The organism is Saccharothrix sp. ALI-22-I (assembly GCF_001984175.1).
Taxonomy (GTDB): domain Bacteria; phylum Actinomycetota; class Actinomycetes; order Mycobacteriales; family Pseudonocardiaceae; genus Actinosynnema.
The window spans coordinates 177805-197239 of the sequence record NZ_MTQP01000055.1; the positions used below are offsets into that span (position 1 = coordinate 177805).

18 protein-coding genes and 4 tRNA genes are annotated in these 19435 nt (G+C 67.6%); 8 read left to right on the forward strand and 14 right to left on the reverse strand.

Going from position 1 to position 19435, the window contains the following annotated elements; translation table 11 throughout:
- Nucleotides 1–4 precede the first annotated feature (4 nt).
- The 3 genes from ALI22I_RS15080 to ALI22I_RS47750 all read right to left on the reverse strand — a co-directional run bounded on the left by ALI22I_RS15080 (nt 5) and on the right by ALI22I_RS47750 (nt 2520).
- A complete protein-coding gene (locus ALI22I_RS15080) occupies nt 5–994 on the reverse strand; it encodes a DUF1702 family protein (RefSeq protein WP_077006114.1) in 990 nt (329 codons plus the stop codon).
- 160 nt (nt 995–1154) lie between these two features.
- The gene (locus tag ALI22I_RS15085) at nt 1155–2138 is read right to left on the reverse strand and encodes a DUF1702 family protein (protein WP_083751737.1); all 984 of its coding nucleotides are present in this window, start codon (nt 2136–2138) and stop codon (nt 1155–1157) included.
- A gap of 109 nt (nt 2139–2247) precedes the next feature.
- A complete protein-coding gene (locus ALI22I_RS47750) occupies nt 2248–2520 on the reverse strand; it encodes a hypothetical protein (protein WP_083751738.1) in 273 nt (90 codons plus the stop codon).
- Between the two features lie 427 nt (nt 2521–2947).
- On the opposite strand from ALI22I_RS47750, the gene ALI22I_RS15090 reads away from it, so the two are divergent.
- The 3 genes from ALI22I_RS15090 to ALI22I_RS15100 all read left to right on the forward strand — a co-directional run bounded on the left by ALI22I_RS15090 (nt 2948) and on the right by ALI22I_RS15100 (nt 9646).
- Nucleotides 2948–8668: a type I polyketide synthase gene (locus ALI22I_RS15090; RefSeq protein WP_077006115.1), complete on the forward strand. Its 5721-nt coding sequence runs from the start codon at nt 2948–2950 to the stop codon at nt 8666–8668.
- Nucleotides 8668–9114 (forward strand): acyl-CoA thioesterase, encoded by a 447-nt coding sequence (locus ALI22I_RS15095; RefSeq protein ID WP_077006116.1) that lies wholly within the window; start codon nt 8668–8670, stop codon nt 9112–9114. The genes ALI22I_RS15090 and ALI22I_RS15095 overlap by 1 nt, the downstream gene beginning before the upstream one ends.
- A gap of 70 nt (nt 9115–9184) precedes the next feature.
- A complete protein-coding gene (locus ALI22I_RS15100; RefSeq protein ID WP_077006143.1) occupies nt 9185–9646 on the forward strand; it encodes a flavin reductase family protein in 462 nt (153 codons plus the stop codon).
- Here ALI22I_RS15100 and ALI22I_RS15105 read toward each other — a convergent pair.
- The 3 genes from ALI22I_RS15105 to ALI22I_RS15120 all read right to left on the reverse strand — a co-directional run bounded on the left by ALI22I_RS15105 (nt 9643) and on the right by ALI22I_RS15120 (nt 12078).
- Nucleotides 9643–10296 (reverse strand): winged helix-turn-helix transcriptional regulator, encoded by a 654-nt coding sequence (locus ALI22I_RS15105; protein WP_077006117.1) that lies wholly within the window; start codon nt 10294–10296, stop codon nt 9643–9645. The genes ALI22I_RS15100 and ALI22I_RS15105 overlap by 4 nt on opposite strands.
- A gap of 62 nt (nt 10297–10358) precedes the next feature.
- Nucleotides 10359–11030, reverse strand: a complete 672-nt coding sequence (locus tag ALI22I_RS15110) for a TetR/AcrR family transcriptional regulator (RefSeq protein WP_077006118.1) — start codon at nt 11028–11030, stop codon at nt 10359–10361.
- An 835-nt stretch (nt 11031–11865) separates the two neighbouring features.
- Nucleotides 11866–12078, reverse strand: a complete 213-nt coding sequence (locus ALI22I_RS15120; protein ID WP_077006119.1) for a hypothetical protein — start codon at nt 12076–12078, stop codon at nt 11866–11868.
- A 96-nt stretch (nt 12079–12174) separates the two neighbouring features.
- Between ALI22I_RS15120 and ALI22I_RS50835 the strand changes: the two genes are divergently transcribed.
- Nucleotides 12175–12435: a hypothetical protein gene (locus ALI22I_RS50835; protein WP_077006120.1), complete on the forward strand. Its 261-nt coding sequence runs from the start codon at nt 12175–12177 to the stop codon at nt 12433–12435.
- 14 nt (nt 12436–12449) lie between these two features.
- Here ALI22I_RS50835 and ALI22I_RS15130 read toward each other — a convergent pair.
- The 4 genes from ALI22I_RS15130 to ALI22I_RS15145 all read right to left on the reverse strand — a co-directional run bounded on the left by ALI22I_RS15130 (nt 12450) and on the right by ALI22I_RS15145 (nt 13296).
- Nucleotides 12450–12524, reverse strand: a tRNA-Val gene (locus ALI22I_RS15130).
- Between the two features lies 1 nt (nt 12525).
- Nucleotides 12526–12597 (reverse strand) — tRNA-Cys (locus ALI22I_RS15135).
- A 57-nt stretch (nt 12598–12654) separates the two neighbouring features.
- Nucleotides 12655–12727: transfer RNA gene (locus ALI22I_RS15140), tRNA-Gly, on the reverse strand.
- A 143-nt stretch (nt 12728–12870) separates the two neighbouring features.
- Nucleotides 12871–13296 (reverse strand): SsgA family sporulation/cell division regulator, encoded by a 426-nt coding sequence (locus ALI22I_RS15145; protein ID WP_073893954.1) that lies wholly within the window; start codon nt 13294–13296, stop codon nt 12871–12873.
- 244 nt (nt 13297–13540) lie between these two features.
- On the opposite strand from ALI22I_RS15145, the gene ALI22I_RS15150 reads away from it, so the two are divergent.
- The 4 genes from ALI22I_RS15150 (at nt 13541) to ALI22I_RS15165 (ending at nt 15554) form a co-directional block, all read left to right on the forward strand.
- Nucleotides 13541–14188, forward strand: coding sequence for an RNA polymerase sigma factor (locus tag ALI22I_RS15150; protein WP_238598372.1), 648 nt, complete (start codon nt 13541–13543; stop codon nt 14186–14188).
- Nucleotides 14185–14979 (forward strand): anti-sigma factor, encoded by a 795-nt coding sequence (locus ALI22I_RS15155; protein ID WP_179118239.1) that lies wholly within the window; start codon nt 14185–14187, stop codon nt 14977–14979. Before ALI22I_RS15150 ends, ALI22I_RS15155 begins: the two co-directional genes overlap by 4 nt.
- A gap of 25 nt (nt 14980–15004) precedes the next feature.
- Nucleotides 15005–15433: a TIGR02611 family protein gene (locus ALI22I_RS15160; protein ID WP_077006122.1), complete on the forward strand. Its 429-nt coding sequence runs from the start codon at nt 15005–15007 to the stop codon at nt 15431–15433.
- 49 nt (nt 15434–15482) lie between these two features.
- Nucleotides 15483–15554, forward strand: a tRNA-Val gene (locus ALI22I_RS15165).
- 117 nt (nt 15555–15671) lie between these two features.
- On the opposite strand, the gene ALI22I_RS15170 is transcribed toward ALI22I_RS15165, so the two are convergent.
- Genes ALI22I_RS15170 through ALI22I_RS15180 form a run of 4 tightly spaced genes read right to left on the reverse strand, consistent with a single transcriptional unit; the run spans nt 15672 to nt 19199 of the window.
- Nucleotides 15672–16733, reverse strand: a complete 1062-nt coding sequence (locus tag ALI22I_RS15170; protein WP_202970978.1) for a tyrosine-type recombinase/integrase — start codon at nt 16731–16733, stop codon at nt 15672–15674.
- A 45-nt stretch (nt 16734–16778) separates the two neighbouring features.
- The gene (locus ALI22I_RS53675; RefSeq protein ID WP_077006124.1) at nt 16779–17849 is read right to left on the reverse strand and encodes an integrase core domain-containing protein; all 1071 of its coding nucleotides are present in this window, start codon (nt 17847–17849) and stop codon (nt 16779–16781) included.
- 47 nt (nt 17850–17896) lie between these two features.
- A complete protein-coding gene (locus ALI22I_RS49210) occupies nt 17897–18052 on the reverse strand; it encodes a hypothetical protein (protein WP_202970979.1) in 156 nt (51 codons plus the stop codon).
- Nucleotides 18053–18092: 40 nt separating this feature from the next.
- Complete coding sequence (locus ALI22I_RS15180; protein WP_077006125.1) at nt 18093–19199, reverse strand: Zn-dependent alcohol dehydrogenase; 1107 nt, start codon at nt 19197–19199, stop codon at nt 18093–18095.
- Between the last annotated feature and the right edge of the window lie 236 nt (nt 19200–19435).

Consider the following 19435-nt stretch of genomic DNA (forward strand, 5'->3'; position numbering starts at 1 on the left):
AGGTTCAACTCCTTCCCAGTGAAACGAACTCTCCGGCGACCCGGCGCCGCCAGACCTCGAAGGCGGGCAGCTTGCCCGTCGTGACCCGGTCCGGGCGCGTGTCCCGGGTGATCTGGGCGGCCTTTTCCGGGCTCGTGCCGCAGAAAACCTCAGTGGCCACGGCGGTGTGGGGCACGACCAGACCGGCCCGCAACCGAGCCTCGGCGGCGAACGCCGCGCCCTGCGCGAGCTGGGGCTGATACGGGCCGGCAAGGTCCCGGAACATGCGCAGTTCGGTCGCGTCCGCGCCGCCCGCGTAGGTGGCTGCCAGCCCGGCACCGGCGAACAGGTCGCTGCGGCGCTCTTCGTCGAACTTGCCGATTAACGACGCGACCACTTCCGGGTCGGTGCCGCCGACGAACCACAACGCGCGCCCCACACCCTGGTCGATGGCGTGGTTGGCGTACCACTGCGGGCCGTCGGTGGGCCATCGGAACTGGGCCGCCCGGTACTGCTCGTGGACGTAGCGGTCAGTTTTGAAGTACGCCTGGTGGAATCCGTAGCCGTCCAACACCATCCACACCATCAGCGGGTCGATTCCGGTGCTGGTCGGCCAGCGAAACCTCGGCAACCTGGCCATGGCCCATCCCATTCCGATGTACGACATGTAGTCGTGTTTCTCCGCACGACCGGAAAGGAAACGGGAGAAGTTCTTGTTGCTGCCAAACGGTATGCCGTCCCGCACGCAGTAGCCCATCGCGGCGCCCTCGTACGCGAACCCTCGGAATTGTTCGGGGATGGTTTCCAGGTTGGTCTCGGCCATGGCGACGTCCTTGGCCTCCGCCGCGAACCCATAGCCGGTCAGGAACATCTCGCCGACCGTCTCGAGCAGCTGCTGTGCGGCGGGGTTCTTGATGTGGAACCCTCGCACCTCCAGCAGGGTTGCTGAGGCGTCTGGCGTCAGGACGCGCCGTCTCAGGGAACGCCAGAAATGAGTCAAAGTGCTCGCCTCCATCTATTTTTAATGTTGGCGCCGAGCTGTTCGCGGCTAAGGAAGATCTTCACAGCCGAAGTGCCGGACGGGCTACTTCGGCCGTGCTGATGTGCGCTGCCATGAGGCAGTAGGTGGTTCGGTTGTCGGATTGACTGGTTGTTTTTCAGGACGTTCAGGACGTTCAGGCGGGCAGTGCGGAGAAATGGGCGGCAATCGCGCGCCGCCAGAGTTCGTATGCGGGGTCGGGGGTGCCGGGTTTCTCCGCGGTGGCCGTGTCGTCGGCGAGGCGCACCGCGGACGACACGCTCAGGTCACCCAGTATCCGCGCCGCCGCGGCCGAGTGGTCGGGGATGAATCCCGCGTGACTGCGCGCCTTCACGGCGAACACCATGCCGAGGGCGAGCTGGGCTCGGTGATCACCGGCAAGCTTCCGCAGCGCGCGCAGGCCGTCCGCGTCGGCACCGCCGGCGAACGTCGCCGCCAGCCCCGCACCGCTCCACAGATCAGCGTGCCTGCCGGGAGCGAACTCGCCGACCGCGTTCGCGACACCGTCAGGTAGACCGCCATGGATGAACCACAGCGCACGTCCTATGCCCTGGTCGACGGCACGGTGGAAGTACTCGGGCCGGTCGCGCCAGGGGTAGGCGGCGGGCACCTTCTGCTCATCGACCCATTTGCGTGTCTCGAAGTACGCGCGATCGAAGCCGTAGCCATCCACGGCGAGCCAGCTCATCACGGGGTGGTACGCGGATGTGGTCAGGTCAGGGACGACTCTCTTCCACAATGGACGCGGCAGCCGTGCCATCGCGAAGCCGATGCCGATGTACGCCAGGAAGATGTGCGGCTGACCAGGCCCGGACAGCAGGTCACGGGTCTTGTGGCCACGGCCGCCGCGCATCGCGTCGAGGACGGTGCACGCCATGGTGGCGCCTTCGTACGCGAACCCGATGTGCTCCGGCGTGACCAGCGAGAGCCTCCGTTCGAGCTCCCACTGCGACCGGGTGTCGATACCCCACTCGAACCCGCAGATGACCGCCTGCGGAATGGCCTCCAGGTGTTCGGCGGTCGCGCCGGGCAGGGCCGGGAAACCACGCCGCTCGAACGTGGCTGACTCCAGTGACGGACTGAGCACGAGCCTGCGCAGTGAGCCGAGAGTGGTCGGCATGAAGTCCTCCAGTGGTTGCGCCCATGGTGCGGTCGGGTACCACGGGGTCAGCCCGCGGCGCTCCGGCGGCCGGACATCCAGTACGGGAACGTGAAGACGCCGACCGTGATCAATGCCGCGGCAGCGGTACACAGCCAACCGCCGGTGAACAACGCCAGGACGGGGTGACTTCGGCGTTGTGGCCGAGCAAAGTGCCGACCAGCGGATCGCCGATGGTGGAGTCGGCGAACTCGGCCGAGAAGACGACGGCGCGCGGGAAACCGGCGGTCGAGCTGAGCGGGAACCCCGGTCCGTGCCCACGCGGGAAATGCCCGTTGGTCAAGGTGATGGCCGTGACCGGCCCGGCCTCCGCGACCTTGGCCGGAGTTGCGCCATGCGTCATCTCGGCTCCTCGCCTCAGTGCGGAACGGGTGGGTGTGTGGCGCAGCCTCCGTTCCGCGCGATCGCAAGTTAGCAGTGATCCCGATGGGGTCAGTGCCCTCGACGGCAAAGAGCGCACTCATCGAGAACCTGTCCCGCGAACGGCCGACCGTGATCACACGCCGTATCGGTCGGTGACGGTGGAGTGGCCGCGCTCGGCGCTCACCTGCTGAAATGTTTCGACATAACAGCTCCATGGAATTCCTGGGAATCACACCGTTATGCTATTTCCCGCTTCTTGGCGGCTGAAATGGCATCTCTGGAGAAGCTCACTTCGGCGCTGATGCGGCACACTCGCATATTGGCGGCACTCAACGGGTTTGATTTCCGGTGAAATCTGCCTCGAATGTGGTGTGCGGACATGTATGTCGTGGAGAGGTGGAACGTTCATGGGGGGCACTCGGATCGCACTGGTCGGCATCGGCCTGCGCTACCCTGACGCGACTTCGGTGCACGAGCTGTGGGACAACGTCCTGGCCGGTCGTCGAGCGTTCCGGCGCCTGCCCGACGAGCGGATGAACCACGCCGACTACTATGACCCGAACCCGTCGGCGCCGGATCGCTTCTATTCCACGAAAGCGGCGGTACTGCGGGACTGGGAATTCGACCGGGTGCGGTTCCGGATCGCGGGCAGCACGTACCGATCGACTGACGCGACGCACTGGCTGGCGCTGGACGTGGCGGACCGGGCATTGGCCGACGCCGGTTTTCCCGACGGCACGGGGTTGCCGGGACCTACCACCGGGGTCGTGATCGGCAACAGCCTCGCCGGTGAATTCTCCCGGGCCAACACCATGCGGTTGCGCTGGCCCTACGTCCGCAGGACGATGGCCGCGGCGTTGGCGGAGAAGGGATGGAGCGACACGGAGACCGCGGAGTTCCTCCGGGACATGGAGATCCGCTACAAGTCCCCGTTCCCGCCGATCGGCGAGGACTCGCTGGCCGGTGGGCTGGCCAACACGATCGCCGGCCGACTCTGCAACCACTACGACCTCGGCGGCGGCGGGTACACCGTGGACGGCGCGTGCTCGTCCTCGCTCCTGTCGGTGGCCACCGCGGCGAACGCCCTCGCCAGCGGCGATCTGGACGTCGTGTTGGCCGGTGGTGTCGATCTGTCGATCGACCCGTTCGAGGTGATCGGATTCGCCAAGACCGGTGCGTTGGCGACCGGCGAGATGAAGGTCTACGACAAGGACTCCAACGGGTTCTGGCCGGGTGAGGGCGCGGGCATCGTCGTACTCATGCGGGAAAAGGACGCGCTGGCCATAGGCGCCCGCATATACGCCACCGTCACCGGGTGGGGAATCTCCTCTGACGGCAAGGGAAGCATCACTCGGCCAGAGGCGGACGGCCACCGGCTGGCGATTGCCCGCGCGTACGAACGGGCGGGCTACGGAGTGCAGACCGTGTCCTACTTCGAGGGACATGGGACCGGTACCGCACTCGGCGACGCGACGGAGATCGGCGTGCTGGCCTCAGCGAGGCGAGCTGCTGATCCCTCGGCGCGCCCCGCCGCGCTGGGAACCATCAAGGGCAACTTCGGGCACACCAAGGCGGCCGCGGGGGTCGCGGGCCTGATCAAGGCTGTGCTTGCCGTGCACAACCAGGTCATTCCGCCGGGCACGGGACAACAGGACCCGCATCCGGCCCTGCTGGACGGATCGCCCGCGCTCTACGTACCCGACCAGGCTGAGCCATGGCCGATGGACCAGCCGGTACGGGCCGGCGTGTCCGCGATGGGCTTCGGTGGAATCAACACGCACATCGCCATCGAGCAGGCGAGCGGGGTGGCGCGGCAACTTGTCGTGGACGACCGCACCAAGGCCGTGGTGGCCGGCCGCCAGCAGGCCGAGTTGCTGCTGTTCGACGGGCAGGACGCCGCAGCACTACTCGAACGGATCGACGCGGCGCTCGCGCTGACCCGCAAACTGGCCTTCGCGGAACTGGCCGACCTTTCCGGCACGCTGGCCGGACTGCTGGCCAGGCGGCCGGTTCGTGCGGCGGTGGTGGCCCGTGATCCGGAGCAGGCCGCGGCGAAGCTGAGCACATTGCGTGACCTGGTCGACGGCGGCACCACCACGTACTTCGGCGACGGCGTTTTCATCGGCACCGGAAGCGCGGCGCCGAAGATCGCGTTCCTGTTCCCTGGACAGGGCTCTGGCTGTGGCATGAGCGGTGCGCTGCGCCGCCGGTTCGCGGTCGCCGACCAGATGATCAGGACGGCCGGCGTGCCCGACAGCGCCGACCAGGTCGCCACCGAGGTCGCCCAGCCGAGCATTGTCGCCGGGTCGCTCGCTGCGGCGAAGGTGCTGAACCTGTTGGGGATCGAGGCGGACACGGCCGTCGGGCACAGTCTCGGTGAGCTCACGGCATTGCATTGGGGCGGAGCCATGAGCACCACTCAGGTGCTCCGGCTCGCACAGATCCGTGGCCAGGTGATGGCCGAGGCCAGCCACGGCGGCGGAACGATGGCCGGGCTCGCGGCGGGACCGGATGACGTCGAAAGGCTCGTGCTCGGCGAGCCGGTGGTGATAGCCGGATACAACGCACCCAGCCAGACCGTCATTTCGGGACCGATCGACGCGGTGGACCGCGTCTGTGCCAAGGCGCGCACGCAGGGCATGACAGCGACACGGATCGGGGTGTCCCATGCGTTCCATTCGCCGCTTGTCGAACCGGCCGCGGTGGGGATGACCGGTCCACTGGCCACAATAGACTTCCGGCCGCTGGCCCGGCCGGTCGTGTCCACGGTGACCGCCGACGTCCTCGACCCGACGACCGACCTGTGCGTACTGCTGCGTGACCAGGTGCTGTTGCCGGTCCGGTTCCACGAGGCCGCCAAGCGGGCGTGCCAGGACGCCGATCTGGTCATCGAAGTCGGTCCAGGACGGGTGCTGTCGGGGCTGATGCAGGAGATCGCACCCGGCACACCGGTGCTGCCCACCGATTCCGGCAACGCCTCCATCGCACCGTTGTTGCGGGTCGCCGGAGCCGCGTTCGCCGCCGGTGTACCGCTGAACACCGATGCGCTGCTGGCAGGCCGGGTGATCCGGTCGTTGTCGCTGGACGCTCAGATGTCGTTCCTCGCCAGCCCCTGTGAGACCGCACCCGCGATCGACGCGGACCTGGTCACAGCCACGCCCGTCGAACCGGAGACGGCCGGTCAACCCGTGGCCGAGGGTGGCTCGACGCTGGACATCCTCCGCCGCCGGGCCGCTGAACGCGTGGAGCTTCCGCTCGACGCGGTCCGCGCTGACACGCATCCACTCGACGACCTGCACCTGAGCTCCATCACCGTTGGCCAGATCGTCAACGAGGTCACCCGCGAGCTTGGTCGGCCGGCACTGACGGCTGTGCCGAACTTCGCCACGGTGCGCCTGGGCGAGCTCGCCGAGCTGATCGACGAGCTTGCCGAGACCGCACACGACACAGACGGCAGGGGCGGCGAAGCCCCCGGAGTGGCCGCGTGGGTGCGCTCGTTCCGCCACGAATACGTCGAGTCGCCACCGCCGGTCTCGCCGCCGCGGCCACCGGGGAAGTGGCAGGTCTTCGCTCCGGCCGGGCACCCGATGGCGGAGGCGTTGAGCTCGGTGCTGCCCGGCGATGGCGTCCTCTTGTGCTTGCCCGACGACGCCCGGCCGCACATCGGGCTGATGCTGGCCGCTGGTAAGGAGGCATTGTCGGCGGAGCGCTTCGTGGTCGTGCAAGGGACGATCGGCGCGGCGGGACTTGCGCGGACCGTGCACCTGGAGGCGCCGGACGTCGCGGTCACCGTCATCCGGATGGCCAGGCAAGATCCTGCCGCGGTCCCGTCGGTAGTGGCTGAAGCGACGGCAGCACAGGGCTACACGGAAGTCCGGTTCGACTTGGATGGCCGTCGCACGGTGCCGGTGTTGTCCCCGGTGGAGACCACGGAAGGACGGTCGCCGCTCACGGCCGGCGACGTCATCCTGGTTTCCGGCGGCGGCAAAGGAATCACAGCTGAATGCGCGCTCGCTCTCGCCGCGGATTCGGGTGCGTCGCTTGCCCTGCTCGGGCGTGCCGATCCGCTGCTGGATTCGGAACTGGCCGGCAACCTGGCCCGCTTGGACGCCGCCGGTGTGCGGTACCGCTACGAGCGCGCGGACGTCACGTCGCCCGCCGACACCGCGACAGCCGTGGGGAAGTTCGCGGCGGAGCTCGGGCCGATCACGGCGATTATGCACGGCGCGGGACACAACGAGCCCGCCGCGCTGTCGAATCTGACCGAAGAGGCATTCCACCAGGCGCTGGCGCCGAAGGTCGATGGGCTGCGGTCGATGCTCGCCGCCGTGGATCCGGACAGGATCAACGTGCTGATCACCTTCGGCAGCATCATCGGGCGCGCCGGGCTGCGCGGCGAGGCGCACTACGCCACCGCGAACGACTGGTTGACCGAGCTCACTGTGGAGTTCCACCGGAACCATCCGCGAACGACGGTGCTGGCGCTGGAATGGTCGGTCTGGTCCGGTGCCGGGATGGGGGAGCGTCTCGGCGTGGTCGAGGCGCTGTCCAGGGAGGGGATCACGCCGATCTCAGTCGACGAAGGTATCGCGATGTTGCGCCGGCTGCTGGCCGACCCGGCCGCCGGGCCGGTGGTGATGATCAGCGGGCGCACCGGCGGGCTGCCGACTCTGCCGCTGGCGGCCAGGGAGATCCCCCTGTTGCGGTTCGTGGACCGTGTCCTGGTGCACTATCCGGGCATCGAACTTGTCGCCGAGGCCGACCTGACCGCAGGCAGTGACCCGTACCTGGACGACCACATGCTCGACGGAGACCTGCTGTTCCCCGCCGTGCTGGGAATGGAGGCCATGACCCAGGCCGCGTCGGTCGTGTCGGCCGCGCCCGGCGGGCCACCCGTGCTCACCGGCGTCGAGTTCCTCCGCCCGATCGTCGTCCGACCGGGTGGATCGACCACGATCCGGATCGCGGCCCTGGTGCGGGCACCCGGCGTCGTCGAGGTCGTCATCCGCAGCGAGGAGACGGCTTTCGGTGCCGACCACTTCCGCGCCACGCTGACGTTCCGACGGCCGGACCTGTCACTGGACGTGGCACCCGTCGACACCGCACTGCCCGCGGTCCCGGTCGATCCCGTGACCGAGTTGTACGGAACCGTTCTGTTCCAAGGCAAGCGTTTTCAGCGGTTGCTGGCCTACCGCAAGGCCGCGGCCCGCCATGCCGTCGCGGAGGTGGCCACCCAGCCCGCTGCCGCGTGGTTCGCGACGTTCCTGCCACAGCACCAACTGCTCGCCGACCCTGGTGCCCGTGACACAGCCATGCACGCGTTGCAATGCTGCGTGCCGGATGCGACGTTGTTGCCGGAGAGTGTCGAGCGACTGGTCCTGGCCGATCCGGCGGCTCAAGCCGGTGACCACGTGCTACTGGATGCGCGCGAACGCCACCAGGACGGCGACAGCTACACCTACGACATCGACATCCGTGGTCCCTCCGGTGCGCTTGTCGAGCGATGGGAGGGCCTGAAGCTGCGCGCGGTGCGCAAACGTGACGGCGCCGGACCGTGGGTCCCGGCTTTGCTCGGGTCCTATGTGGAACGCGGAGTGGAACGCGTGCTGGGCGGACGCCGCGCGGTGGTCGTCGAGCCAGACCCGGTGCCTGTCGAGCGGCAGCGGCAGACCGACCTGGCTGTCGGGCGCGCGCTCGGACGTGTGACACACGTCCGGCACCGGCCCGACGGCAAGCCGGAAGTCGACGGCGCCGAGGTGTCCGTCTCACACGGCGCAGGGCTGACGCTCGCTGTCGCCGGCACCGGCAGGATGGGCTGCGACGTGCAGTCCGTGATCGACTACGACGAATGGGCGGGGCTGCTCGGCCAGGAACAGGTGTCCGTCCAGGACTTGCTGGTCCGGCAGACTGGCGAGCAGGTAGCCGTGGCTGGCACCCGCGTGTGGGCAGCGCTGGAATGCCTGCGCAAAGCTGGGGCGACGACGCAGGCGCTCACCCTTGGCTCGGTGCAGTCGAACGGCTGGGTCGTGTTGTCCGCGGGTGACACGGAGATCGCCACCTGGGTGACCACCGTCAACGATCGGCAGGATCCCGTGGTCTTCGCCGTCCTCGCAGAAAGGGAACGCTGATGCCGGGGCACTACGAGATCCGCCACACAGTCGGCTTCGAGGAGACCAACTTGGTCGGCAACGTCTACTACGTGAACTACCTGCGCTGGCAGGGCCGGTGCCGTGAGCTGTTCCTCCGTGACAAGGCCCCTGCGGTGCTCGCCGAGTTGCAAGCGGACTTGAAGCTGTTCACCTTGAAGGTGGAGTGCGAGTTCTTCGCCGAGATCACCGCGTTCGACGAACTGTCGATCCGGATGAGGCTGGAGGAGCTGACCCAGACCCAGATCCAGTTCAGCTTCGACTACGTCCGTCTGCACGAAGGTATGGAAACACTGGTGGCACGCGGACGGCAGCGAGTCGCCTGCATGCGTGGCCCGAACATGAACACCGTGCCGGCACGAGTGCCTGAACAGTTGCGCTTGGCGCTTGAACCGTACGCGACGGCCAGCGCACTGGTAGGAGGGTGAAGTGACCGACGTGGATACGGGGGACGGCCACGTTCTGTCGTTGCCCGTCCGAGTGTCGTTGCGGGAGGCGATGGCACAGTTCGCCACAGGCGTAACCATCGTTACCGTGGGCGGGCAGCGGTGTCACGGTATGACCGCCAACGCGTTCACCTCGGTATCACTGGATCCACCGCTCGTGCTGGTGTGCGTTGCCAAAGCCGCGCGGTTGCATGCCGCGATCCTCGCCGATGGGTGCTTCGCGGTGTCCGTGCTCGGCGCGGACCAAGCACATGTGGCGCGGTACTTCGCGGACCGCGGTCGCCCGGCGGGCATGGCGCAGTTCGACGCGGTGCAGTGGCGCCCGGGAACGTGCACCGGTGCTCCGTTGCTCAGTGGCGCGCTGGCGTGGCTTGAATGCGATGTCGTCGATGTGCACGAAGGTGGTGACCACTCGATCTTCCTGGGCCGCGTGCTGGAGTGCAGCCGCGGCAACGGTGGCAACGCCTTGGTGTTCCACGCGGGTGCGTTCGGCGGGCAGGACAAGTTGAGCTAGGTCAGCGGGAAGGCCGCCGGTAGCAACTCCGCGACCGAGAGGTCGCCGGACACTCGCAGGCGACCGGCGGCTACCGCATCGGCAAGCCGGACAGTTCCACGGAGCAAGCCTTCGAACATCTCGTCGTCGGTGTGCAGAGTCACGTCCGGGTCCGGCGCGGCCCCTCGCCGCAGATCGAGCAAGCAGTCGTCGACCTGAATCGTAAAAGCGGCTCCGGCCAGAGAAACCACAGCCGTGAACGAGCGGCCGGCCGTGGCGCGCGACCGGAACAGCGCGTAGAGCGAGAGGACACGGGAGTCCCATGACAATGGGGAACGAGCCAGCGTCGGCAAGGCGGGTGAGCGGAGGCCCCAGCGACCGAGCGCGGTGATCACGGTCCGTAGATCCTCGCCCCACGGCGTGAGTTCGTAGATCCGCACGGACATCGGTGGTGGAAGCCTGCGGCGCACCACCACACCCGCCTGCCGGAGTTCACCGAGCCGCTGTGTGAGGACGTTCGGGCTGATGCCCGGCAGTCCCGCGCGCAGGTCGGTGAACCGTTTCGGACCCAGCAGCAGTTCCCGGACCACCAGCAGGGCCCAGCGTTCACCTACCACGTCGAGCGCGTGTGCGCTGGCACACCCGTCTTCGTATGACCGTTTGGGCGCCATGACCGAAGGTTACGCGGCCGTGACAGGACGGCTTTCTTCGTCGCTGCGGTCATGGATCGTGATCAGCCCCTCGGCGCAGGTATGTCCACTGGGGACAGAGGACGCGTCGCGGACGTCTCGACCGATCTGGTCGCCTGCTCGACGTCGTCCCCCGCGCTGACCAGCAGCCCGATCAACTGAGCCTCGAAGCAGCGTTGCGCGGACCACGGCTCGATGAGATATCCGCCGAGCTCCAGCGTGACCAGCCCATGGGTCGCGGTCCACATCTGGTGCGCGACCAGCTCCGGATCCCCCTGCCTGAATCGCCCCGCCGCGATGCACCGCTGCGCGTACTCGACGACCGTCAGCAACGTGTATCGCCCGTGCTGCCGATCGTCCTCGCTCAACGAGAAACCCGCCAGCATGGAACCACCGAACATCACCCCGTAGAGATGGGGATTGGCCAAGGCGTTGGCGCGGTATGCCCGGCCGAGCAGCGCCATGTCCGCCACGGGATCGTCGGTGTGGGCCACGGACGTCATGTGCTGGTGCAGGCGAGCGAACCCTTCATGCACCATTTCCCGTACCAAGCCGCGCATTCCGCCGAAGTGGGTGTACACCGCCATGGTCGAGCTGCCTGCCTCCGCGGCGAGCCCCCGGGTGGACAGGGCTTGCGGGCCGCGTTCGGCCAGCAGCCGAGCGGCGATTTCGATCAAAGCGGAGCGGGCATGGGGATCGGATCGACGCGGGCTCACATGGTCAGTGTGGCATCGCCTGGTACCAGGTCTGGCTTTATCGTGCGCTCTTGGCGGCAACACCGCATTCCTGAAGACGCACCCGCCTCGGCGCCGAGCGGCAGCAGACAGCCGACCGCTACGGAGGGTTGAAGCAGACACCCACACGTGGGTCGCCGTGGCAGGGGGAACCGGGCAAGGCGGACGGGGTCGCTGGCCTGTACTGCTTCGGCGTACGGATTCCCATGTGGATGGTCGGCCAGGTCCCGGCCTCGATGCAGGACGAGGTGTTCGCCGCACGCACGCGCGGAACGTCGAGTCCTATCGCGATGGCTACTCCGGTCGACGATGGCGTGGTGAACAACGGCAAACAGGGCTTTGGCGGCGGCGCGCCGCAACGAGGAGTTCCTGTACCGGCGGGGCGCGGCTCACCGCGTGGGAGGACCGCGATCTCGAACGGCTCAACGACTCCGAGCGTGCCCTGCTGGAAGCCAGCAAGCAGCGGGAAGCTCAGGAGCGCGCCGCGACGTGCCGGCGGACACACCGGACGCTGATCGGCGTGGGCGTGATCGTCGTGGTGGTGAGCCTGCTTTCGGTGCTGGCCCTGATGTACGCCGGTCGAGCGACCCGGGAGCGGGACGTGGCGTACTCCCGCCAGCTGGTGGCCAACGCACGGACTCAGCTGGTGCTCGATCCCGAGCGGGCTCGTAACGGACCGGGCCTGCCAAATGCCGTCGAAGGACTGCGTTCTCGTGCCGCAGCACGAGCAGCTCGACGTCTTTCGCCGCCTCGCCGCGCGGCAACACCGACGGGACGGACACCAACCTCCGGGTCACCTTGTACAGCAGGGACCTGATCACCCGGACATGCTCTCAACACGGTGACACCGTAGCTCTACCAGCGGCGATGTTTTCTCGAGCGGCACAGGGCGGGGAGTGGTCCGGCGCAGCACGGCGATCTCGTGTCGCAGTACCAGCAGCTCGAGGTCCTTGGCCGCTGAGGACCGGCCGAGAAGCACGAGCCACTCGCCGAGTCGAACGAAGATCAGGTACAGCAGTCGTAACGCCATGCCCTAGGATCATGCCCCGCGGGGCATGGTGCACGATTCCGCAGCTCACTGGCCCGATGCAGAGTTCTGGCACCCCACAGGCTCATCGAGGACGGCGTGCCGGAGATCCTCCAGTGCAGGCGGCTGGGCCACCGGATGGCCGGGGTTCGGGGCACCTACTCGCATGTGACGCTGCCCATGGTCGACGCGATGTTGGACGGGATGCAGCGTCGGTGGGAGCGCTCGGCGGTCACCGTAGCGGGGCAGGAAGGGGTGACCACATACGGTGTCGACGATCACAGCAAGATCGTCTGCTCCCAAAATGCTCCCACGACAGCAGAACAGCCTGTCGGTGAAGATCACCGACAGGCTGTCTGACCTGCGTATATTCCTGGTGGACGATACTGGGATTGAACCAGTGACCCCTACCGTGTCAAGGTAGTGCTCTCCCGCTGAGCTAATCGTCCGAGGCGGAGACGGGAATCGAACCCGTGTACAGGGCTTTGCAGGCCCTTGCCTAAGCCACTCGGCCACTCCGCCATGATCCCTGAAGGCTAGCAGCAGGAGTCTGGCCTGAGCCCAAGGGGCCCTCTGCCGAGCGGATGACGAGACTCGAACTCGCGACCCTCACCTTGGCAAGGTGATGCGCTACCAACTGCGCTACATCCGCATGCTCCGTGGATTTCTTGGAACTTTCCCTTTTGGGGCTGTCGTTCCGGTCTTCCCCGGTGCGAGAGGAACTTTATTACATGCACCGCAGCGGGATCAAATCGGGGGTCCCTTGATCCCCCGGTAGGTCCGCTACCTGCGCTTTTACGTCAGATCGTTGGAGATCAGGTGGGTCAGGGCTTCGTCGACGTCGACCCACAGGTGCTCGTTCCCGGGCACCACGACGTCGTACGTGCGGTCGAGGAAGTCGGCCAGTTCCTGCGCCGACGCCTCGAACATGGCGTGGCCGGACGGCGAGCTGAGTTCGATCACCACGACCTCGGGGTCGTCGGCGGCCGGGCGGATTCGGACGTCGCCGTCTCCCGCGTCGGCGATCAGGCCGTCGGCGAGCAGATCGCGGGCGAACACCCACTCCACCCATCCGGCACGGCCGGTTCGGAACGCGGCTACCACCGCGTACGGATCTTTCGTGTCATAACGAAGCTCCACCTGCACCGGGACAGCCGGGGTCCGCGGTGCCAGCAGGTCGAAGACCGCTGTTGAGCGGAGTGTCACATGATCGTTGCGCATCGTCGTTACCCTCTTCTCCCTTCCCGGTCCAATGGAACGACCGAGCTATCTACTTGTGACGTATATGTGGCGAGGAACGCTCGACTCTGCGGGATATATCACCCGATTGGGGTCATATCACTCCACTGGGCTACCAAGTCGATGCGGTCCGTGTCCACTGCGTCCGGCTCGCTCCCATCTTGCTGGGTTTAACCTGAACCCGGTACCGGCTGTTGCGCGAATGTTGGACGTGAGGACCTCTCCGGTGGCTGACTCACCCGCCCCGCAACGACGCGAGCCCGACCGGCCTCCCCCGGACGTGGAGCTCGTCCGACGCGTGACGACGGGTGACCGCGCGGCGTTCGGTGCACTCTACGACCGGTACGCGAGACCGGCGTACTCGCTCGCCCGGCGCATCTGTGTCGACCCCGACCTCGCCGAGGACGTGGTCCAGGAGGCCTTCCTGGCCCTCTGGCGCAACCCGGCGGGCTACGACCGTTCACGCGGCGGCTTCGGCACGTGGCTGATGACCGTCGTACACCACCGCGCGGTCGACGCGGTGCGCCGGGAGAACACTCAGCGTAGACGAAACGTGCCACTGACCGCCGAGGTCTCCGAACGTGACGTGCCTCCCGCGGAGGGTGCGGACCACGCGGCGTTGACCGGTGTGGTCGGCGCGGAGGTTCGGGAGGCGCTGGACCGGCTGCCCGCGGACCAGCGGCAGGTGATCGCGCTGGCCTACCTGGGCGGCTACACGCAGATAGAAGTCGCGGCCTTGACCGGCATACCCCTGGGCACGGTGAAGTCGCGCACATTCGCCGCCATACGCAGACTGCGCACGGCGCTGCACTCCGCATGGGCAGGGGGGACCGGCGACGACACGCCGGGCAGGACGACGGGAGCACGCCGGTGACCGGGGAGCAGAGGGACGACTGGTGCCCTCAAGAAGAGCTCGCGGTCGGGTTCGCGATGCACGCGCTCGAACCGGACGAGGAGGCACGGCTGCGCGCCCACCTGCCGGAGTGCGCACGGTGCCGGCAGGCGGTCCGCTCCACCCAGGAGGTCACCGCCACGCTCGGTGGGTCGTTGCGCCAGTACGAGCCGCCCCAGCGGCTGCGGACACGACTGATGGCCGCGATCGAGGACACCCCGCAGGCGCACGTGCCCGTGGCCGAACCGATCCCGCTGGAGCCGCGGCGACGCAGTCGGTCCGGCGGCGGGTGGGGGCGCAAGCTGCTCCTGGCCGCGGCGGCGCTGGTCGTGGTGGCCGGGATCGGCGTCGTGGGAGTGCGGTTCGACCAGTTGAGCGACCAGGTCGCGCAGCAGGACATCCAGGCCGACCAGTTGCAGCGCGCGCTGCGGATCGCGGCCGACCCGGAGACGGACCGGGCCGTGCTGCGGACCGATTCAGGTGACGTGTTGGCCGTGCTGATGTCCGGTGACGACGCCGCCGCGATCCTGCCGATGAAGCTGCCGTCCAACGACGCGGCGCGGCAGGTCTACGTGGTGTGGGGGCTCGGCGGGCCGACTCCTGTGGCGTTGGCCACATTCGACGTCGCGGCGGACAATTCTGACGTGCGGCTTCTGGCGTGGTCGGCGGACGCGCACGAGCACAATGGCTTCGGGATCTCGCTGGAACCGGGCCGGCAGGCGCCCGTGAAGCCGTCGGCCGTATTGGCATCGGGTCAGGTCGGTCCCGCGTGAAGGACGTATGAGCGATGATGTGCGCATGACCGCAGAGCAGCGCGAAGACACCACCGAAGGCGCGGAGCACCGTCACTGGTTCCGTCGCAACCCGACGCTGAACATGACCTACCGCATCGGTGTCGGCGTGGTCGGCGGCCTGGTCCTGGTGGCGGGCGTGCTGATGATCCCGTACCCAGGGCCGGGGTGGCTCGTGGTCTTCGCGGGCCTGGCGATCCTGGCCACCGAGTTCGAGTGGGCCGGCCGGGTGCTGAAGTTCGCCAAGCGCTACTACGACGCGTGGGTCGCGTGGCTGAAGCGGCAGAACCTCTTGGTCAAGGCGCTCGTACTGGCCGTCACCGGCCTCGTGGTGGCGTTGACGTGCTGGCTGCTGGGCGCGTTCGCGCTGGTCGGAGGTTGGTTCGGGCTCGACTGGACCTGGTTGCAGAGCCCGATTTTTGGTTCACGGGGATGATGTTGTAAGCTATGACCACACCGCGAGAGCGGGTGTGAGAACCGAATACGGGCGTTTAGCTCAGCGGGAGAGCGCTTCGTTCACACCGAAGAGGTCACTGGTTCGATCCCAGTATCGCCCACAGTGTGTTTAACCTGGTCAATGGCCTGTAGACGATCTTTGTCTGCGGGCCATTGATCGTTTCGGGGAGCAAATGGGGAGCAGGCGATCTTGACCACATCCGTATTTGCGAAGGTGGTCATGGGTTCGTGCTCCCCGTTTGCTCCCAGCGGTGTTGGAGTCCGGCGAGCATGGTGTCGATCATGGGTTGGGTGACGTGGGAGTAGACGCCCATGACGCCGTGGAACTTGTGGCCGATCCTTTTGTGCTGCAGGACTTCGGGGACGCCGTCCTCGATGAGCCAGGTTTTGTGGGTGTGTCGCAGGTCGTGGAAGTGCATCTCGGGGTTGATCCGCGGTCGGCCGGTGTCGCCGCGCAGGGCGGGCAGCCAGACGCGGCGGCGGAAGTTGGACCGGCGGTGGAAGCCGCCGTCGGTTCCGGTGAACACGAACCGGGCGTCGGGGTGGCGGTCGTGGTGGTCGTCGAGCAGGTCGACCAGGAACTCGGGTAGGTGCACGGTGCGGACGCTGGCGGGGGTCTTGGGTGGTCCGAGGGTGAGTTTGCCGCCGACCTCGTGCAGGGCGCCGTCCTTGGCGTCGACGCGGATCTCGGCGTTGCCCGTGTCGACCCGTGCCCATTGCAGTCCGGTCAGTTCACCCCAGCGCAGGCCGGTGTAGGCCGCTGTGACGATCAGCGCGGCGTTGTCGGGGGACACGCGGGCGGTCAGGCCGGTGATCTGGGCGGCGGTGGCGTGGGGTCGTTCGGGTTGGTCGCCGGTGGTGAGGCGGAGTTTGCGGCAGGGATTGGAGCCGATCAGGCCTTCGTCGACGGCTTCGCCGAGGATCCGCGACAGCAGGTTGATCACGTCGGCGACGCTGCGCTCGCCCAGCGACCGCCGCAGTTGCTTGGCCCAGATCTTGACCACCATCCGCGTCAGGTCGCCCAGCTCGGTCTCGGCGAAGCGGGGCAGGATGTGGTTGCGCAGATGAGAGTCGTAGGTGGCCCAGGTCACCGCGCTGACGTCGTGGGCCTGGACCCACTCGCGCACCCAGTCGCCGAACCGGGTCTGCGCCAGCCTGGGATCGACGAACCGTCCCCGTCGCTGATCGGACTCCACGTCCCGGGCCCGGTTCTCCGCCTCCTCGCGTGACTCGAACCCGTTCTCGGTGAACAACGAACCGTCCGGCAACCGGTACCGCACCCGGTTGTGGGGTATCAAAAGTCGGCCACGGGGTCTGACCTGCGCTTATGCTGCTGTGGGTTCGTACTCGTTGATCAGACCGCCGAGGACTGGTCGTCGGCGTATCGAGGTCCAGGTGGGCTCTGCGGTCGGATGGTCCGGCCGTGGTGGTGTGCGCTGTAGGGCTTGGTGTGGTCGGCGGTGGTTGTAGTGGGTCACATACCGGTCGAGCACTGATCTCAGTTGGCGTTCGTTGAGGATGAGCAGTCGGTCGATGACTTCCCGTCTGACGGTGCCGACGAACCGCTCGGCGAAGGCGTTGGCTCGCGGACACCGTGGTGGGATCTTCACGACCTGGATGCCGGTGTCCGAAAAGACCGCGTCGAACGAGGTGGTGAACTGACCGGCCCGGTCTCGCACCAGGAACCGGAAGTCTTCTGTCCGATCGCCGAGGTCCATGAGTAGGTTGCGGGCTTGTTGCGTTGTCCAGGGGCCGTCCGGGTTCGTGGTGGTGCCGAGGATGTGCACGTAGCGCGTGGCGACCTCCATCACGAAGAACACGCAGACCCGCCTGAGTGCGACGGCGCAGTCGACGTGGAAGAAGTCGCAGGCCAACATGCTCGCGGTCTGCGCGCGCAGGAACCGTCGCCAGGAGGTGTCGGTGTCGCGCTGGGGCGCGGGCGGTACCCGCATGCGCTTGAGCACGCGGCGAACCGTTGCAGCGGCTACCCGGTGACCGAGCTTGAGCAGCTCGCCCTGGATTCGACGGTAGCCCCACCCGGCGTTCTCCTGTGCCATCCGTTCGATCAGCACCGCGATGGTGTCGTCGATCGGCGGTCGGCCGGTGCGGTTCGGGTAGGTCCACTTCTTCGCGACCAGACGCCGGTGCCACCGCAGGACGGTGCCCGGTGTCACCAACCGGTGTTGCCGTAACCAGTCGGGTAGGCGTCGGACCAACGCGGCGAGCACCGCGCGATCGGCCCAGTCCAACTGCGGGCGGGGACTGACCCGACGCAGCACGGCGACTTCGTGCCGCAGCACCAGCAACTCCACGTCCTTGGCCGCCGACGATCGGCCGAGCAGAACCAGCCAGCCGACGAGCCGGACGAAGATCAGGTATAGCAGTCGTAGCGCCACGCCCCACGATCATGCTCCTACAGCTGCTTTTGTGCGATCACCGCAGCTCAGCTCCTCAGTGCAGAGTTCTGGAACCCCACAGGCCCCTGGAAGCCGTCCGGGCCGACGTAGCTCGCGCCGGGGATGTCCCGCGTCGCCGCGTACAGGGTGGGCAGCGCGCCCGCGTTGTCGTCCTGGGCCATGAACCGGTTGCCGAACTTCATGAAGAGCCGGGACAGCGGGGGTGGAGTCGGCTGAGGGGGCTCAGAAGGTGAAGACGGTTCGCAGGCCGGTGCCCGACTTCAGGTCGGCGATGGCCTCGTTGATCTCGGCCAGGGGACGACGCCGGGTGATGAGCTCGTCGAGCTTGAGGGTCCCTTCGAGGTACTCGCGCACCAGAACGGGGAAGTCGCGGGCCGAGTAGCCGCTGCCCATCAGCGAGCCGGTGATCACCTTCTCCTGGATGATGATTTCGGCGATGTTGTCAAGGGCGAGTGCGGAGGAGCCGGGTGCCATACCCAGGAGGACCGCGGTTCCGCCAGGGCGGGCCGCGGAGATGGCCTGCGCCATGCAGTCCGTCAGACCGGTGCTCTCGAACGTGAAGTGGGCGCCGAAGGGGCCGGTGACGGCCCGGACGGCGTCGGGTACCTGGACGTGGCGGGCGTCGATGACGTGGGTCGCGCCGAACGCGGTCGCGACCGCCAGCTTCTCCTCACTGACGTCGACCGCGATCACGCTGCCGGCGCCCGCCCGTCGTGCCGCCTGGACGATGTTCAGGCCCACTCCGCCGCAGCCGAGGACCGCGACGTGGTCGCCGGGCCGTACTGTGACCCGGTTGCGGACGGCACCTACTCCCGTGGAGACCGCGCAGCCGATGAGGCAGGCGAGGTCCAGCGGCATGGCCTTGTCGATGGCGATGGCGCACTCCGCGGGCACGATCGTCTCCTCGGTGAACGTGCCGAGGGGGCCGAAAGGGGTCACCGGGGTGCCGTCGACCGACAGGGCGGGGCCGTTCCCTGTGCGCGGGTCGGCCAGCTGATGGCTTCGCAGACACAACGAGGGATGACCGTCCGTGCAGAACTCGCACGTGCCATCGTGCCCCGAGGCGGAGAGGATCACGTGGTCGCCGACGGTGGGGCCGGAGACGCCTGGGCCGACCTCGGTCACCACGCCGGCGCCCTCGTGTCCGGCGACCGCCGGTGGCGGCATGGTCATGCCGGCGACGCCGCCGTAGAGGGCCTGCACGTCCGTGTGGCACAGGCCGGCGGCGGCCATCCGGACACGGACTTCTCCAGGGCCTGGCGGCCGGACGTCGACCTCGATGAACTCGATGGGACCGTCGGCCTTCAACTGCACGGCTGCCTTGGTCATGTCTGTTTCCTTTCGTGGTGCTGATGTTGCTGGTGATCTCGTCGGCTGGGGTGCCGCGCTCCGGGCAGCGCGGGAGCGCGGCGGGAGGGTTCAGGGCCGCAGAGCCCGCACGCGCTTGCGGACCGGCGGTCTGTTACATCTCCGACCGTAAGGAACCGCCGGTCTGTTGTCAAGAGACTGTCAGTCTTTAAACTCGGCGCGAAGCGTTACCCTGGGCACATGACCTTCCAGCGAGC